At 69.4% G+C, this 17,065-nt stretch carries 14 protein-coding genes; 8 read left to right on the top strand and 6 right to left on the bottom strand.

The window, feature by feature from the left end:
- Positions 1-43 precede the first annotated feature (43 nt).
- From D7W82_RS00070 to D7W82_RS00045, 6 genes are all read left to right on the top strand, one after another.
- A complete protein-coding gene (locus D7W82_RS00070; protein WP_120616340.1) occupies positions 44-1,720 on the top strand; it encodes a M28 family metallopeptidase in 1,677 nt (558 codons plus the stop codon).
- Positions 1,721-1,799: 79 nt separating this feature from the next.
- A complete protein-coding gene (gene uvrB / locus D7W82_RS00065; RefSeq protein ID WP_199727650.1) occupies positions 1,800-3,965 on the top strand; it encodes an excinuclease ABC subunit UvrB in 2,166 nt (721 codons plus the stop codon).
- 11 nt (positions 3,966-3,976) lie between these two features.
- On the top strand, positions 3,977-5,917 hold the full coding sequence (gene uvrC, locus D7W82_RS00060) for an excinuclease ABC subunit UvrC (RefSeq protein ID WP_120616338.1): 1,941 nt from the start codon (positions 3,977-3,979) through the stop codon (positions 5,915-5,917).
- Between the two features lie 138 nt (positions 5,918-6,055).
- On the top strand, positions 6,056-6,574 hold the full coding sequence (locus tag D7W82_RS00055; RefSeq protein ID WP_014398200.1) for a DUF507 family protein: 519 nt from the start codon (positions 6,056-6,058) through the stop codon (positions 6,572-6,574).
- Between the two features lie 60 nt (positions 6,575-6,634).
- On the top strand, positions 6,635-8,047 hold the full coding sequence (locus D7W82_RS00050) for a hypothetical protein (RefSeq protein ID WP_120616337.1): 1,413 nt from the start codon (positions 6,635-6,637) through the stop codon (positions 8,045-8,047).
- A 215-nt stretch (positions 8,048-8,262) separates the two neighbouring features.
- A complete protein-coding gene (locus tag D7W82_RS00045; protein ID WP_120616336.1) occupies positions 8,263-8,613 on the top strand; it encodes a hypothetical protein in 351 nt (116 codons plus the stop codon).
- Between the two features lie 176 nt (positions 8,614-8,789).
- On the opposite strand, the gene D7W82_RS00040 is transcribed toward D7W82_RS00045, so the two are convergent.
- From D7W82_RS00040 to D7W82_RS00030, 3 genes are read right to left on the bottom strand one after another with little or no spacing between them, the layout of a single operon-like run.
- Positions 8,790-9,770, bottom strand: a complete 981-nt coding sequence (locus D7W82_RS00040; RefSeq protein ID WP_120616335.1) for a DUF3108 domain-containing protein — start codon at positions 9,768-9,770, stop codon at positions 8,790-8,792.
- Between the two features lie 25 nt (positions 9,771-9,795).
- Positions 9,796-11,481 (bottom strand): DUF4091 domain-containing protein, encoded by a 1,686-nt coding sequence (locus D7W82_RS00035; RefSeq protein ID WP_120616334.1) that lies wholly within the window; start codon positions 11,479-11,481, stop codon positions 9,796-9,798.
- 36 nt (positions 11,482-11,517) lie between these two features.
- Positions 11,518-12,327 (bottom strand): DUF3108 domain-containing protein, encoded by an 810-nt coding sequence (locus D7W82_RS00030; protein WP_120616333.1) that lies wholly within the window; start codon positions 12,325-12,327, stop codon positions 11,518-11,520.
- A 292-nt stretch (positions 12,328-12,619) separates the two neighbouring features.
- Here D7W82_RS00030 and D7W82_RS00025 point away from each other — a divergent pair, with 292 nt between their 5' ends.
- On the top strand, positions 12,620-12,838 hold the full coding sequence (locus D7W82_RS00025; RefSeq protein ID WP_120616332.1) for a hypothetical protein: 219 nt from the start codon (positions 12,620-12,622) through the stop codon (positions 12,836-12,838).
- Between the two features lie 8 nt (positions 12,839-12,846).
- Here D7W82_RS00025 and D7W82_RS00020 read toward each other — a convergent pair whose 3' ends face one another.
- Positions 12,847-13,515, bottom strand: coding sequence for a YggS family pyridoxal phosphate-dependent enzyme (locus D7W82_RS00020; RefSeq protein WP_120616331.1), 669 nt, complete (start codon positions 13,513-13,515; stop codon positions 12,847-12,849).
- Positions 13,512-14,105: a nucleoside triphosphate pyrophosphatase gene (locus tag D7W82_RS00015; protein WP_120616330.1), complete on the bottom strand. Its 594-nt coding sequence runs from the start codon at positions 14,103-14,105 to the stop codon at positions 13,512-13,514. Before D7W82_RS00015 ends, D7W82_RS00020 begins: the two co-directional genes overlap by 4 nt.
- A gap of 64 nt (positions 14,106-14,169) precedes the next feature.
- On the opposite strand from D7W82_RS00015, the gene D7W82_RS00010 reads away from it, so the two are divergent.
- A complete protein-coding gene (locus tag D7W82_RS00010) occupies positions 14,170-15,270 on the top strand; it encodes a sensor domain-containing diguanylate cyclase (protein ID WP_120616329.1) in 1,101 nt (366 codons plus the stop codon).
- Here D7W82_RS00010 and D7W82_RS00005 read toward each other — a convergent pair whose 3' ends face one another.
- Positions 15,271-16,848 carry a peptidylprolyl isomerase gene (locus tag D7W82_RS00005; RefSeq protein WP_120616328.1) on the bottom strand — a complete coding sequence of 526 codons (1,578 nt, stop codon included), beginning with the start codon at positions 16,846-16,848 and terminating at the stop codon, positions 15,271-15,273.
- Positions 16,849-17,065 lie beyond the last annotated feature (217 nt).

Raw genomic sequence — 17,065 nt, 5'->3', positions numbered from 1 at the left:
ACCCGCTGGGGGGCGCCCGTGCGGCCATGCTACGCACGAGCCCATGAGGCTCCTCCCAGCGCTGTTCGTCTCGCTGTGCTCGGCGTCCGTTCTCGCGGCGGGCACGCCCACCGTCACGCCGCAGGAGAAGGCGGCCGAACAGGCCATCACCGCGGACCTCCTGCGCGCGCACGTGCGCTTCCTCGCGAGCGACCTGCTGGAGGGCCGGGGCCCCGGCACCCGCGGCGACGCGCTGGCGCAGGAGTACATCGCCACGCAGCTCGAGGGCCTGGGCCTCAAGCCGGGGGCCGAGGACGGCAGCTACCTCCAGCGCTTCGACCTGATGGGCATCCACAGCCGCCCGGGTGCCATGACCTTCCAGGCGAAGGCGGGCCGCGTGGAGCTCCAGCCGCGCGAGGACTTCATCGCCGTGTCCGGCGTGCAGGCGCCGGAGGCGAAGCTGGACGCATCCGAGCTGGTGTTCGTGGGCTACGGCATCGTCGCGCCGGAGTTCCAGTGGGACGACTTCAAGGGCGCGGACCTGAAGGGCAAGACGCTGGTCATCCTCAACAATGATCCGGAGGACGACCCGCGCCTCTTCGGCGGCAAGGCGCGCCTCTGGTACGGCCGCTGGGACTACAAATACGAGCAGGCGGCGAAGACGGGCGCGGCGGGCGCCATCATCATCCACACCACGCCCAGCGCGGGCTATCCGTGGCAGGTGGTGCGCACGTCGTGGACCGGCGAGCAGTTCGAACTGCCCGCGGGCGACGCGCCCCGCCTCCAGGTGAAGGCCTGGACGACCGAGGACGCCACGAAGCAGGTGATGAAGCTCGCGGGGCAGGACCTGGACGCGCTGCGCGCCGCCGCCCAGAAGCGCGACTTCCGCCCGGTGCCGCTGGGCGTGACGCTGTCCCTGCGCCTGTCCAATGAGGTTCGCCGCCGGCCCACCGCGAACGTGCTGGGCCTGCTGCCCGGCAGCGACCCCTCGCTGGCGAAGGAAGTGGTGCTCTACAGCGCGCACCATGATCACCTGGGCAAGAAGGACGACGGCAAGCCCGGCGAGGACGTCATCTACAACGGCGCGCTGGACAACGCGGCGGGCGTGGCCTCGATGCTGTCCGTGGCCCGCGCCTTCACCGCGCTGCCCACGCGGCCGCGCCGCTCCATCCTCTTCGCCGCGGTGGCCGCGGAGGAGTACGGCCTGTTGGGCTCCGCGTACCTCGCGGCGCATCCTCCCGTGCCCCCGGGCCGCATCGCCGCGAACATCAACGTGGACGGCGGCAACGTGCTGGGCCGCACGCGCGACATCACCGTCATCGGCCTGGGCAAGTCCTCCCTGGACACCTTCGTCACCGCGATGGCGAAGACGCAAGGGCGCACGGTGAAGGCGGATCAGCTCTCCGACCGCGGGTTCTTCTACCGCTCGGATCAATTCAACTTCGCGCGGCAGGGCATTCCCGCCGCCTACTTCGGCAGCGGCATGGACTTCATTGGCCGGCCGGAGGGCTGGGGCAAGCAGCAGCGCGGCCAGTGGGAGGCGAGGCACTACCATCAGCCCTCCGACGAGGTCCGCCCGGAGTGGGACCTGTCCGGCGCCGTGGAGGACACCCGGCTGTTCTTCCTGGTGGGCGCCCAGGTGGCGAAGTCCCCGGAGCTGCCCGTGTGGAACAAGGGCGACGAATTCGAGGCCGCTCGCCTGAAGTCCCTGGAGGCACTGAAGGCCCCGGCCGCGAAGTAGGAGGGGGCCCCGTCCTTTGTTGGACGGACGTGCACGAAGGTTCAGTACACAGGCAGCGGGGATGTTAGATCTGTCCTCCATGCCGGACTTCGAACTCGTCAGTGAGCACAAGCCGCAGGGCGACCAGCCAAGGGCCATTGGGGAGCTGACCGAGGGCCTGCTTCGCGGCGATCGCTACCAGACCCTCCTGGGCGTCACCGGCTCGGGAAAGACGTTCACGATGGCGAACCTCATCGCCAACGTGAAGCGCCCCGCGCTGGTCATCGCGCACAACAAGACGCTGGCGGCGCAGCTGTACGGCGAGTTCAAGGCGCTCTTCCCGAACAACGCCGTCGAGTACTTCGTCTCGTACTACGACTACTACCAGCCCGAGGCCTACGTCCCGTCGACGGACACCTTCATCGAGAAGGACTCGTCCATCAACGACAACATCGAACGGATGCGCCACTCGGCGACGCACAGCCTGCGCACCCGCAACGACGTCATCATCGTGGCCAGCGTGTCCTGCATCTACGGCCTGGGCGCGGCGCGCAGCTACGTGGACCTGGCCATCCGCGCCGCCGTGGGCGAGGACATGGGCCGCGACGGCTTCATGCGCAAGCTGGTGGAGGCCCAGTACGAGCGCAACGATCTGGACTTCCACCGCGGCACCTTCCGCGCCCGCGGCGACACCGTGGAGGTGTTCCCCGCCTACGAGGAGGAGCGCGCCGTGCGCGTCAGCTTCTTCGGCGACGAGGTGGAGCGCATCACCGAGTTCGACCCGCTGCGCGGCCAGACGCTGGGCCAGCTGGAGAAGATCGTCATCTTCCCCGCCAGCCACTACGTCGCGGGCGCGGACGCGCGCCAGAACGCCATGCGCACCATCCGCGAGGAGCTGGCCGAGCAGCTCCAGAAGTTCAAGGCGGAGGGCAAGCTGCTGGAGGCGCAGCGGCTGGAGCAGCGCACCATGTTCGACCTGGAGATGATCGAACAGGTCGGCTACTGCAACGGCATCGAGAACTACTCGCGCCACTTCACCGGGCGCGCGCCGGGTGAAGCGGCCCCGTGCCTCATCGACTACTTCCCGCGCGACCTGCTGGTCCTCATCGACGAGAGCCACCAGACGGTGTCCCAGATTGGCGCCATGTACCGGGGCGACCGCGCCCGCAAGGAGACGCTGGTCAACTTCGGCTTCCGCATGCCCAGCGCGCTGGACAACCGGCCGCTGAAGTTCGTCGAATTCGAGGAGATGGTCCCCCAGGCCGTCTTCGTCTCCGCGACCCCCGCCGAGTACGAACTCCAGAAGTCCAAGGGCGTGGTGGTGGAGCAGATCATCCGCCCCACCGGCCTCACCGACCCGGAGGTGGAGACGCGCCCCGCCGGCAACCAGGTGGATGACCTCTTGGAAGAGGTCCGCGTGCGCGTGTCGCGCAACGAGCGCGTGCTGGTGACGACGCTCACCAAGCGCATGGCGGAGGACCTCACCGAGTACTACAGCGACGTGGGCGTGAAGGTCCGCTACCTGCACTCGGACATCGACGCCATCCAGCGCATGGCCATCATCCGCGACCTGCGCCGGGGCGAGTTCGACGTGCTCGTGGGCATCAACCTGCTGCGTGAGGGCCTGGACATCCCGGAGGTGTCGCTCGTGGCCATCCTGGACGCGGACAAGGAAGGCTTTTTGCGCAGCCACGTGTCGCTCATCCAGACCATTGGCCGCGCGGCGCGCAACGTGAACGGGCGCGTCATCATGTATTCGGATCAGATGACCGACTCCATGAAGCGCGCCATGGAGGAGACGGCCCGCCGCCGCGACATCCAGCGCGCGTACAACCTGGAGCACGGCATCACGCCGCGGTCGGTGAAGAGCAACATCACCGACTTCACGGAGAACATCCCGGACTACGACGCGGGCGCGGGCGCGCTGCCCATGGCGGCCGAAGGGGAGAACGACCTCCTGGAGCCCAAGGAGATCCAGCGCCTCATCAAGGAGTTCACCGCCGACATGCTCAAGGCCGCGGACGAGATGCAGTTCGAGAAGGCCGCCGAGTTCCGCGACCGCGTCCAGCTGCTCAAGGACATGGACCTGGGGCTCAAGCCGGCCTCGCGTTCGCTCTTGCGCGCGCCGCCCAAGGCGATGGACCCGCCCGGCACCACGCCGAAGAAGGGGCGCGGACGCGGGCGTCCCTCCGCGTCGGGTGGCGGTTCATCAGGCGCGTCTGGGGCGGCGAAGCCCTCGGCCCGTTCGCGGTCACGCAAGAGCTAGCGAGGCCCGCCATGGACATCCGGCTGCAGGAGAAGCTGGACGCGCTGCCCACCGAGCCCGGCGTGTACCTGATGAAGGACAAGCGCGGGACCATCATCTACGTGGGCAAGGCCATCAACCTGCGCAGCCGCGTGCGCAGCTACTTCAACCGCTCCGGAGACACCCGCGTCTTCGTGTCCCTGCTGGACACGATGCTGGGTGACCTGGAGACGGTGCTCGTCCACAACGAGAAGGAGGCCCTCCTTCTTGAAAACGAGCTGATCAAGAAGCACAAGCCGCGCTTCAACGTCCTGCTCAAGGACGACAAGCAGTTCATCTCCCTGCGCCTGGACCGCACCCAGCCGTTCCCCCGGCTGGAGGTGGTGCGCAAGTACGAGAAGGACGGCGCGCGCTACTTCGGCCCGTACTCCAGCGCGGGCGCCATCCGCGAAACGCTGCGGCTCATCAACCGCTTCTTCCGCCTGCGCACCTGCACGGACCACGTGCTCGCCAACCGCAAGCGGCCGTGCCTGCTGTATCAGATCGGACGGTGCCCGGCCCCGTGCGTCCATCCGGTGCCCCCGGAGGACTACCGCAAGAGCGTGGACGAGGTGGCCATGTTCCTGGAGGGCAAGGCGGGGCAGCTCATCGAAGGGCTGCGCGCGCGGATGAAGCGCGCGTCCATGGAGCTGAAGTTCGAGGAGGCCGCGCGGGTGCGTGACCAGCTGCTCGCCATCGAGCGCAGCCTGGAGCGCCAGAAGGTGGCCACCACGGACTTCAAGGATCAGGACGTGTTCGCCCTGTTCCGGGAGGGCGACCGCATCCTGTTCTACGTGCTGCACGTGCGTCAGGGCCGGCTCAACGGCGGCCAGGCCTTCCCCTTCGGCAGCCAGGAGTTCCCGGACGACGAGCTGCTCGCCTCGTTCGTGAACCTCTACTACGACCAGGGCGGCTTCGTGCCCGAGGAGGTCCTGCTGCCCCTGGAGCCCGGCGACGGCACCGACGGCCTGGAGGCCCTGCTCACGGAGCGCAAGGGCGAGCGCGTGCGCGTCTTCGTCCCCAAGCGCGGGGAGAAGCATGAGCTGGTGAACATGGCGGTGAAGAACGCGGAGCAGGCGTTCGTGGAGAGAAAGCGCACCAAGGACGAAACCGACACGGTCCTGTCACGGCTCCAGTCCAAGCTGGGCCTGCGCAACTTCCCGCGCCGCATGGAGTGCTACGACATCTCCCACTTCCAGAGCTCCTCCATCGTGGCGTCGCAGGTGGCCGTGACGGACGGGGAGACGGACAAGTCGCGCTACCGCAAATACAAGATCAAGTCGGTGGAGAAGCAGGACGACTTCGCCAGCATGTACGAGGTCATCACCCGCCGGCTCAAGCGCGGGCTGGAGGATGGGGACCTGCCGGACCTGCTCGTCATCGACGGTGGCAAGGGTCAGCTCGCCAGCGCCCACGCGGCCATGAAGGACCTGGGCGTGGAGGGCGTGGACGTGGTGGGCCTGGCCAAGAGCCGCGATCAGGAGGTCTTCGACCGCGACGCGGAGAGCGCCAGGAGCCCCGAGCGCGTCTTCGTCCTGGGCCGCAAGGATCCCGTCGTCCTGCCGCAGAACTCAGCGGAAATGTTCATGCTCACGCGCATGCGGGACGAAGCGCACCGCTTCGCCATCACCTTCCAGGGCAAATCCATGCGCAAGAGCTCCTTGCGTTCCGCGCTGGAGGACATTCCCGGCGTGGGAGAGGGCCGGCGGAAGATGTTGCTGCGCCACTTCGGTTCTCTCAAGCGGGTGGGCGAGGCCAGCATCGAGGAGCTGACCGAGGTCGTGGGCCCGGCGATGGCCGAGCGCGTCCACGCGGGTCTGCATGGCGACCCCGAGGACGACACCGAGGACCCCGTGCGCGAGGCGTCCCTGGATGACGCCTCCGAACCCGTGCACGAAAAAGCGGATGGAGGGTCGCCACCCGGTGCGGCATGATTAAGTTCCGCTTCGGACGCCGGGGGGACTGGCCGCTGGAACCCGCGACGTTCCTAGGGTTTTTCATTGCGACCATGCTCGGCGCTGATTTATAGCGGTTGAAGATCCGAGCACGTTTGAAGAGGACGAGGGACCGACATGAGGCTGTATCCGAAGGTGATCCCGATCATCTCGCGCGAGGCCATTCAGCAGCTCATGCAGGACGGGGACATCGAGGTGGAGCCGATGCGCGTGGCCGACGCCGAGATGGATCTCTCCGCCATCATGCGCGAGTACCTCGCCAACGAAGAGCGTGTGAACCAGGCGACGCGCGAGGCCCTGGAGCGTCGGGGATATGACTACTCCAAGTTCAACCAGGTGAAGCGCGAGATGGCGGACGTGCGCGGCTTCAAGATGGGGGACGAGGGCATCGAGTACGTCATCAACCAGATGATTGAGTTCCTCCTCATCAGCCGGAACGTCGAGGAGGTCTACTCCCCCGACAACGTGCTGCGTCAGAAGATGTTCCAGGGCATGAAGAAGCACCTGGACGTCGACGACGAGATCGACCGGGAGGCCCGCTCGCGGCTGAAGCACCTGCAGGAAGGCACGAGCGCCTTCGACATCGAGTACAACAAGACCGTCGAGCAGATCCGCCGCGCCCGCGGTCTGATTTAGTCCGGGGCGTGCCACGGCCCGCTCCGCTGCCTACCTTCAAGTTCAAGGGAGGCAGCGTCGATGGCGGGTCCAATCACGAGCATCTTGCTGTCCGGTGTCCTGGCGGCGGCGCCAGGGGGCGATGGGGTCACGTTCGAGGGCCGGGAGGCCAGCGCGAGGACCGAGCAGCCGGACGGTTACTTCTTCCAGGGTACGCTTCCATTCGGTGACCTGACCGAGCGCGGCACGGGGCAGGCGTCGCTCTCCGTGCAGGACCGGGTCGGCGTGGCGAACGCGACCTTCGGCGACAAGGCGCGGCTCACCGCGAGCCTGCGCGTGGGTGGCACCGAGTACCGCGTGGAGCTGACGCAAGCGGGCTTCCCGCCCGTTCAGGCGATGTCGCGGGCGCCCGCCGGGCCGCTCCCTGCACCGCCGCCGCATCTCATCGAGGGCGGGGTGCTGATGGGCACGCCCATCTACGGTGAGACAGGCATTGGCTGGCGCGCCACGACGCGTGCGCACGCGGCGATGGCCGTCTGGGGCATTGGCAGCGTGTGGCGCAACGGGACGCTGCTGACGGACTCCGCGCTGGTGCACGCGGCGGCGTTGGACGCGGGCACGTACTCGGATGACGACACGAAGCGGCTGTTGCGCGAAGCGCGGCCGGGGGACACGGAGCTGGTGGTGGTGGTGTGGAACCTGCCGCCGCGGGCGGAGCCGCGCGGGTTCATCCAGTTCCTCTACGACAACGTGTCCATCGACGTGGAGGGGACGCAGGTGCCGTCGTTGGCGGTGGTTCCCACGACGGGTGAGTTGCCCTCGGCGCTCGGGACGCTGACGCCGGTGCTGCCCACGGCGTTCCCGGCGGCGGTGGCACCCATGTCCGCGCCGCACTTCGCGCAGGGCACGGGAGGCAGCGGTACGGCGGGGACGGCGGGCGTCGTGACCACGACGGGCACGACTCCCACCGCGGTGAGCGCGGGGAGCGGCACGGTGGGGACGCCGGCCAACCTGCCTCCGGCGGCCGCGCTGCCCGCGCAGGGGCCTTCGACCTTCAGCGGTACGTTCGCGCCCTCGGCGCCGGCCAATCCGCCCCCGGTGGTGTCGGGCGTGTCGCCGGGCTCCCCGGCCACGGTGGGGCAGGGGACGTTCGCCACGCCGCCGACGGTGGCGGGCGTGTCCGTGGGGGGCTTCACCGCGCCGCAGCTGTCCGCGCCGGACTTCAACAACTTCGTGGGCACCACCCAGGTGAGCCCGGGCATTCTCGCCACGGTGCCGCCGCTGTCGCAGTCCTCCAGCACGCCGGCGCCGCCCCTCGTGGGCACGCCCGCGCCGCTCAACACCGGCGCGCCAACGCCGCTCGTGGGGACGCCCGCGCCACTCAACTCCTCGCCGGGCACCGCGTTGCCAGCCACCCCGGCCCCGGCCAACGCCGCGCCCGCCGCGGCTCCTGCCCCGGCTCCGGCAGGCGGTGCCGCGGGGCCGGTGCGCTGAGGAAGCGCCGCGCCGCCGCCCGCTCCCCTGACCGCGCTGGGGAGCGGCGCCAGGCCCGGTCATGGAGGCGGTCCACCTGCCCGGCCGGCGCGATTCAAACCTGTCCGACAGTCGGACAGGTTTCCGAGGCGCGCCTCTGACGGGGCCGCCCTTCGCACCGGCGGGCAGGGGGTGGGAAAATTGACCGGGCGCTACGGGCCTGTAGCGTCCTGGGCATGTCCCCTCCCGTCGCAGCCCTCGCCACTCCCGCGATGTTGCGCCGTTCCGACCCCGTCCGCGGGGCGGTGGAGCGGCTGGCCCGGACGCTGCCTGCTCGCGAGGACGCCACCGTCCTCCTGGACTTCGTGGAGGACGACCTCCGCGAAGGCCTGGATGCCCTGGGCGATGTGCAGGCGCACTTCTACGATCTGCTCCTGGCCCTCCACCGCGAGACGCTGACGCCGGTCGCCCTGATGAACGCGGGCGAGAACCTGCACGCGCTCCAGCGCCTGGAGGACCTGCACGAGGTGGTGACCCAGCTGCGCCGCCGCCTGGCGCAGGCCGCGGGGATGATCCGCCACGGCTGAGGCCGGGCCCGCCCGCCTCCCAGCTCCAGCACCCGGCACGGCGTGTCGAACACGCGCCGCGAGTCCTTCCGCGAGCCATTGGACCGGTTCTGGCTCAGGCCAGTCCCAATTCATGGGCAATGAAAAGCCCGCGCTCCCAGGGGGAGGCGGGCCAGGGGCGGGGGCTCAACCCCGCGTCACCACTTGAGGTCTTCCTTGCCCTGCGCCTCCATGGGCTTTTCACCGGGGCGCTTCACGCCGGACAGCGTCAGCCGCACCGCGCCCAGGTCGATGGCGCCCACAGCGGCCAGCGGGAGGCGGCGGTCGTCGTCGGTAATCCAGACGTGCACGTCGCGCGTCTGCGAGGGCCGGTCCAGGCGCACGGCGGTGCCGGCCAGGTGCCAGGCGTCGAACTCACCCAGGGGCAGCGACACGTGCTCGCGATCCACCACGGTGGCCGTCATGCGCCACATGCGGCGGATGCCGTACACGTCGAAGCACACCGGCAGGTCCTTCTTCAGGGGCAGCTGGCGGATAAGGTAGATGGCGCCCGCGACGTCCAGGCCGTCCTTGTCGAAGGCGTAGTTGAAGTGGCCCTTGGGGCGATCCCCAATCTGGTAGTCCACCTTGACGCTCTTGTCCTGCGCGCCGAAGTCCACGTTCACCTTGCGGCGCTGCTCGTTCTCCACGGCCTCCTCGGTGTAGCGCGAGGGGCGCAGCGTCTTGGGGTGCAGGTAGCTGGTCGCGCTGCCGCGCACCCGGCGCACCTTGGAGAACAGCGTGTTCGTCTGCGCCTCCACCAGCACCGGCAGCGAGCCGTTGGCGGGGCGCTGCACGCGCATGGTGAGCTTGCCCGCCTTCGCGCCCATGGCGTCCATGTCGAACTCGAGCAGCTCCCCCGGCTTGAAGGCCAGCGGCGAGCGCAGCACGGGCAGGCCCTGCTCGCATGGCTTCACCGCGACGACGGGCTCGTCGGGGGCCGCGGTGGAGGACGCGTCGCCGGTGTTCTCCTCGCTCGCCGCGGGCTTCGCCGGGTCGGCGGAGTCCGCCGGCGCCGGGAGCGTGAGCGGACGCAGGATGTTCGACGGACGGGGCGGGGCCTCCTGGGCCTGACCCGGGATGGCGCCAAGGGCGCTGAAGGCGAGGCAGGCCGCGACGAGGGTGCGCATGGGCTTCATTCTGCTTCCTCCCAGGGGGGAGTGACTACGGGGTTCCCCCGGAAGTCCGACGTCCGGAGCGCTTCGCTTGTTCAGCCGATTTCCGCTTCACGATGCGCTCGGTCACTTCCTTGCGCACCGCTTCCCATTCCGCCGGGTCGCGCGAGATTTCGTACCCGGACTTCGCCAGCCGCTTCGCCGCCGCCTTCGCGAAGGCGCCGTCGCCCAGCGAGGTGAGCAGGCGCAGGTATTCGTAGTCCTCCAGGCCGTCACGGATGTGTTTCAGCCGCAGGGACACCACGGGTTGGTGCTCCGTGCCCCCCAGCTTCGCGGGCGTGCCCGGGTAGAAGAGGGTGCCGTCGCCGTTGCCGCCGAACTCGAAGAGGTCCGCCCAGACGTCCTTCTTCGTGTTGTAGGCGAAGACGGTGTCGAAATAGAGCTCGCCGTCCACGCCGCTTTCGAAGGCCAGCGGGCCCATGGCGCGGTTGAGCGGGGCGGGGTGGTCCACCATGTACGAGGCCCAGTCGCTGTACGCCTTGTCCAGCGCCTTGTCCGGCGGCGGGCCGCCCGTGCAGCCGTGGGCCATACAGCTCTGGTACCACCACACCTTCGCGCGCGCCGGCAGCCGCGTGCGCGCGGTCGCGGCGTTGGCCACGTGGTGGCACGTCTGCGGGCCCTCGCGCGGGTAGAAGCAGTTGATGATGGGCGTGAGGATGTCCACGGAGCCCAAGAGCGCCGGGTTCAACGCCGTGGTGACGAGCACCGGGATGTCCGCCCCCGCGTCGCGCACGCGCTTGGACTGCGCCTTCACCAGCGGGAAGTCCGCGGGCTTGGGCTCATCCTTGGCGTAGAAGAAGAGCTGCGCCTTCCAGCCCTTGTCCTCGAAGTGCTTCTGGAAGGCGCGGTAGTACGCGGACTTCTCCGCGTCCGTGGAGGCCTTGCGGTTGTCTCGCACGTCCACCGTGGTGAAGCGCGCGCCGGAGGGCAGCACGCTGCCGTCCAGGAAGGGCGCCATCTCCGCGTCATACGCGGTCCAGTCCAGCACCGCGCGGCCGTCCTGGAACTTCACCGGCGGCGGGTCCATGCCCATGCCGTGCGCGCTCACGCGGTGCTCCAGGAGCGCCTTGCCGTACTCGCGCAGGAGCGCCTTCGCCTCCGGCGACTCCGCCGGGATGCCGTGCCCCTTCGAGATGCTGTACAGCGAGATGCCGAAGCTGTTGGGCAGCGACGACGTCGCGGGGAGCTCGAAGGGCTGCACCTCCACGCTGAAGGGAACGGCCGGCAGCGCCTTGCCATCCACCGCCGCGCTCAGGCTCCCCGTATAGGTGCCCGGGGCCTGCTTCGCCGGAACGCAGACCTCCACGTAGACGACCGTCGGATGTCTGGGATTGGCGGGCGCGGACAGGGGCACCAGCGCGTCGGGCCACGGGCCCGTCCTACCCTCTCCATTGGAGGGCGTCTTCACGTCCAGGTAGGCCTCGCGCCACGCGTCCACGGTGAGCGGCGCGCCCGGCCCCTTGAGGGCCAGGGGCTTCATCGTCACGCGCGTCACGCCCTGGGGGAGCACCAGCTGCGTGCCCTCGCATTCACCCCGGGCCGCGCTGAGGCGGGCCTCCTTCGCGCCCTTCGGCGTCGCGTCCGGCCGCACCTTCACCAGCGGGGACACGACCTGCACGCCGCCCGGCGCGGCGGAAAGCGCCGCGGCCACTGCCCATGCCCAACCCACGCCCATGCCCCCTGCCTTCCCCTGGTTGGCGGACGACGCTTTTCAGTCGACCGAGTTGTCCGCCCGGGCCACCGCCGCCACCACGCGGCCCGGTTTGTAATCCGTGAGCTCCGCCACGACGGTGCCCAGCGCGAAGTCCGCTTCGAGTCGCACCGGCACGTGATGCGCATCCGCGCTGAGGTACGCCACCATGTCGCGCTTGGATTCCAGCTTGCCGCCGAAGTCGGTGCGCACGCGCACCTTGAACGTGTCCCGAGCACCCGCGGGCGTCGTCACCGTCTCGCGGCCCTCCACCGTGGCGCTCATGGTGAATTGCTTGCTGCCGGTGAACACCGGATATGAATAGGAGCGGCCCACCACCAGCTCCTGGCCGCGCAGCGCGAAGGTCGCGCCCGCCACGTCCATGGTGCCCTCGGGCAGCGTGTGCTCCGACTCGCGCGGCGCGTCGCTCTCCTTCTGCTTGATGACCTTCGCGCCCGCTCCGTCCGCCGACATCTGGATGCGCTGGCGGCGGCGCTTGCGGTTCTCCTCCGAGTGCAGGTCGCTCCCCGCCACCCGCTGGGCCCCCGCGTTCCAGTACGACACGAAGCGGCTCTTGATGGGGTAGACGCCCACCAGGTCATCCGACTTCGCCGTGGACACGATGGGCCACACGCTCTGGCCCCATTGCGTCATGGGCGCGCCCACCGTCACCGTCGCCGTGCCGGCCGTCAGCCCCAGGTAGCGCACCCGGTACTGGGCCTGCTCACCCGGGCCGAACGCCGCGCCGGTGGGCTCCTGGGCATGCGCCAGCGTGGACCCCATGAGTCCCACCACCGCCGCCGTGAACCCCCACCTGGACAGACTGCGCATCGGGTGTGCTCCCTTGCTTGCAAGTTAGGTGGCCGGCCCGCCCAAGCCAACCGTGCTGCGCAACCGCCCCCGCCACCGGACATTTCCAGGACGGACGGCCGTGGGACAGCATTCAAAGCCGTCCGTCCGCCCTCCAGACGCGCCTGTGAAAGACTGACAGGGGACGGAAATGGCGGCCCGCAGGGGTACACGCCCGCAAGGGCCCCTGACAAATGGCGGACAGTCCCGCGAGCCCGCCTGGATGCCCAGCAGGGCACCCCCGGGCGCCATGCCCGGTGCTAGCGTCCGGGCCATGGCCAACGACTTCCAGTTCGACGACGACGACTTCGCCAAGGAATCAGGCGCCCGCGGCAGCCGCGTGTTGAAGGAGTTCGACTGCCCCGGCTGCAACGCCAACAACCCCGTGGACGAGACGTTCACCGACGGGGACGAGGTGCGCTGCAACTACTGCGGTTGTGAGTACAAGGCGCTCATCAACCAGGAGGGGCGGGTGCGGTTCCGGGAGCTGTGAGCGGAACCTCAGGCGCGCTCGCCGAAGATGGCGGTGCCCACGCGCACGACGGTGGCGCCCTCCAGGATGGCCTGCTCGAAGTCGTGCGTGGTGCCCATGGACAGGGCCGTCAGCGCATGCGACCGCGCCAGCTCGCGCAGCCGGGCGAAGCCCTCGCGCATCCGCGCCACGTCGTCCGTGGGCGGCGGCAGCGCCATCAGCCCCACCACCTGGAGGTTCGGCAGCTCGCGCACCTGCGCCAGGAAGCCGCCCAGCGCGTCCGGCGTGAGGCCGTGCTTGGTGTCCTCGCCGCCCAGGTTGAGCTCCACGTAGCAGGGCAGGGGAGCCGTCCCCTCGCGCCGCTTGGACAGCTCCCTGGCGACGTCCAGCCGCTCCAGCGCGTGGAAGGCGTGCGCGACGCGGGCCACGTACTTCACCTTGTTCGTCTGCAGCGACCCGATGGCGTGCCAGCGCAGGCCGTCCAGGTCCTGGAGCTCCTCGGCCTTGTCCCGCAGCTCCTGGGCGTAGTTCTCCCCGAAGTCGCGCTGCCCCGCGGCATACGCCTCGCGGATGAGCGCCGCGGGCTTGAGCTTGGACACGGCCACCAGCGTCACCGACGACTCCGGCCGCCCTGCGCTCGCGCAGGCCTTCGCCACGCGCTCGCGCACCCGCGCCAGGTTGTCCGCCACGCTGCTCATCGCTGACCTTCCGTCCAGGGAAGCGGCATGCCCACGCGCTTCAGCAGCGCCAGCGTCTCACCCAGCGGCAGGCCCACGACGTTCGAGTGGCTGCCCTCGATGCCCTGCACCAGGAAGCCGCCCTTGCCCTGGATGGCGTAGGCGCCCGCCTTGTCCAGGGGCTCGCCGGTGTCCGCGTACCAGGCAATCTCATCTGGCGAGAGCGCGCGAAAGGTCACCTGCGTGCGCACCACCTGGGCCCCCTGGGCGCGGCCCGCCACCGCGATGCCGGTGAAGACCTCATGCACCCGGCCGGACAGCCGGGCGATCATCCGCCGCGCCTCCTCCGCGTCCCGGGGCTTGCCCAGCAGCTCCGACCCCAGGGCCACGGTCGTGTCCGCGGCCAGCACCCATGCGTCCGGGTGTCGGGTGGCGACCGTGCGGGCCTTCTCCTCGGCCAGCCGGAGCACGTACTTCGACGCAATTTCTCCGGCCATCGGCGTTTCATCGATATCCGCCGCCGCCACGGTGAAGCGAAGGCCCAGCTGGGCCAATAAATCCTTGCGCCGGGGCGATGCGGAGGCGAGAACGAAGCGAGCGGTTGGATCCATGGGCGGGTGCGAAATGTTTCGCGCCCGCGGGCCTTAGCAGACTTGCGCTCCAGAGGGCACCTCGATGAACCCCGCGGACCTCCTGTCGGCCATGAAGCGGACAGTGGAGCAACTGGCCGCCTACAACGAGATGGCCAAGGCGCTGACCTCCACGCTGGAGCTGCGCGAAGTGCTCGCGCTGGTGATGCAGAAGGTCAGTGCGCTGCTCAAGCCGCGCAACTGGTCGCTCATCCTCCAGGACGAGCGCAGCGGAAAGCTCTACTTCGAAATCGCCGTGGGGGAGGGCGCCGAAGCGCTCAAGGCCCTCCAGCTCAACCCGGGGGAAGGCATCGCCGGGGCGGTGTTCTCCTCCGGCGTCGCGCGGCTCGTCCACGACGTGGCCGGCGACTCCAGCTTCGCGCCCCGCTTCGACGAGGCCTCCGCCTTCCACACCCGCTCGCTGCTCGCCGTGCCCCTGGTGGCGCGCGAGCGCGTGCTGGGCGTGATTGAGCTGGTCAACGGCCCCACGGAGCCGGGCTTCACGCATGACGACCTCACGGCCCTGTCCGCCATCGCGGACTACGCGGCCATCGCCATCGAGAACGCGCGCAACTTCCGCCGCGTCCAGGAGCTCACCATCACGGACGAGCACACCGGCTGCTTCAACGCGCGGCACCTGCGCGCGCAGCTGGAGCAGGAGGTGAAGCGCTCGGCGCGCTTCCGCCACCCGCTGTCGCTCGTGTTCCTGGACCTGGACCACTTCAAGTCCATCAACGACCGGCACGGGCACCTGGTGGGCAGCGCCACGCTCAAGGAGGTGGGGGACCTGCTCATCAGCCTGGGCCGCCACAACCTGGACGCCGTCTTCCGCTACGGCGGCGACGAGTTCGCGGTGATGTTGATTGAGACGGACACGGAAGGGGCCCAGGTCATCGCCCAGCGCATCTGCGAGGCGTTCCGCGCCCAGCGCTTCCTGCGCGAGCAGGGGCTGGACGTGGCGCTCACCGCGAGCGTCGGGGTGGCCTCCTTCCCGGGGCACGCCACCACCGCCACGGACCTCATCCGCGCGGCGGACTTCGCCATGTACGCGGCCAAGGGCCGGGGCCGGGACCGCATCGCGGTCGCCGAGGCCCCTTCGACGGAGGGGACCCCGCTGGAGGTCCCCTACGCCCGCTCCGGCGGGTGACTACCCCGCGGAGCCCAGCACCGAGTCGATGGCCTCGGTGTTGGTGACGACGTTGCCGCTCTTCTTCAGCGACTTGAGGAAGGACTCCGTCAGCTCGATCTGCTTGGCCTGACGGGCCTGGGTGCGCAGCTCCTCCTTGCGCTTGTCGAAGCCCGCGGTGTCCGGCTTCTCGCGCTCCACCACCTGCGCGACGATGTTCGCCTCGCCCACGGTGAAGACCTCGCCCAGCACCACCGGGCCGTTGGCCTCGAAGGTGGCCTTCACCAGGCCCGGCGCCGGCCCCAGGTGCGGCACGGAGTCACCCTGCGCGGTGAAGCTGTCCGTCTCCACGGCCTCCGGCTTCGTCTCCGCCTCGAAGCGCAAGAGCGCGGGCTGCTGGCCGGCGGGCACCGGGAACTGCTCCTTCAGGGACTTGCCGGCCTTCGCCGCCGCCAGCGCCTTCTCGGCCTCCGCCTTGGCCAGGCCCTTGGCCTCTTCCTGCTTGAAGAGGGTGGTGGCGATTTCAGTCTTCACGTCCTCCAGCTTCCTGGCCTGGGCGTCCTTCTTCTCCTCCACCTTCACCAGGTGCACGCCCAGCGCGGACTCCACCGGCTGCGTCACCTGCCCGGCCTTCAGCGTGAACGCCGCGTCGGCCAGCGCCGGGTCCCACGTGGTGCGCTCCACCCAGCCCAGCTCGCCGCCCTTCGCCTTGGTGGCGGTGTCGTCGCTGGTCTCCTTCGCCAGCGTGGCGAAGTCCTTGCCGCCCTCAATCTGCTTGCGGAGGTCCTCCGCCTTCGCCTTCGCCTGGGCCTTCTGCTCGGGCGTGGCGTCCGGGGCCACATTCACGAGGATCTGGCGGGCGCGGATCCGCTCCGGCACGTTGTAGACGAAGCTGTTCGCCGCGTAATAGTCGGCGATCTCCTTCTCGTGCGTCTTCTGGAACTCCGCGAGCTTCGCGGGCGTGGGCGCGGGGACCTTGTCCGCGAACATGGTGGGCAGGAAGCGGGCGAACACCAGCTTCGCCTGGTTGCCTTCCTTCTCGTAGCGGGCGCGGACCTCGTCGTCCGACACCACGGCGCCCGTGCGCACCACGTCCAGCATCTTCTGGGCGGCCATCTGGCGGCGCAGCTCCTCCTCGTACTCCTGCGGCGTGCGGCGGTAGAAGTCGCGCAGCACCTGCTGGTAGCGGGCGAAGTCGAACGCGCCTTCCTTGGTGTGGAAGTCGGTGTTCTCGTGGATGACCTTGCGCAGCTCCTCGTCCGACGGGGTGATGCCGTGGCGCTCCGCGGACTGGGCGAGCAGCTCCGCGTTCACCAGCCGGTCGAGCACCTGCTTGTCCAGGCCGAACTGGCGGGCCATCGACTCCGGGATGGGGCTGCCCTGCGAGCGCAGGAAGTTCATCTGCCGCGACCAGGCCATGCTGAAGTCGCGTACAGGGATCTCCTTGCCGTTCACCGTGGCCACCGCGCTGGCGGTGGGCGCCTGGCTGCCCGTGTCCGCGAACCCGTTGCTGCCAGGGCCGAACTGGAGCGTGAACACCACGGCGATGCCGATGATGAACAGGAGGGAGAAGGCCTTCCGGGGATTCAAACCGTCCATTGTGGTCACTTCACGGTCGGAAGCGCCCGCGAATCACCTTGCGGAAGGTCTCGCGGCGCCGTGTTGTTGGTAGCCCGGCCGGTGGGGATGCATGAGTGTCAACACCCCCTCATCCGGGCCTTGACTGCCTAGGACAACAGACCGGAAAATGCAAGCGATTCAGCCAGCTTAGCCCGACCCTCTCCCCCTTCAACCCTGTCTCTTATACCAATCTTAC

The sequence above is a fragment of the Corallococcus sp. CA049B genome, from assembly GCF_003611685.1.
Classification (GTDB): Bacteria; Myxococcota; Myxococcia; order Myxococcales; family Myxococcaceae; genus Corallococcus; species Corallococcus coralloides.
Note: the sequence above shows the minus strand (reverse complement) of the source record. Positions and strands in the feature narration are given on the sequence as shown.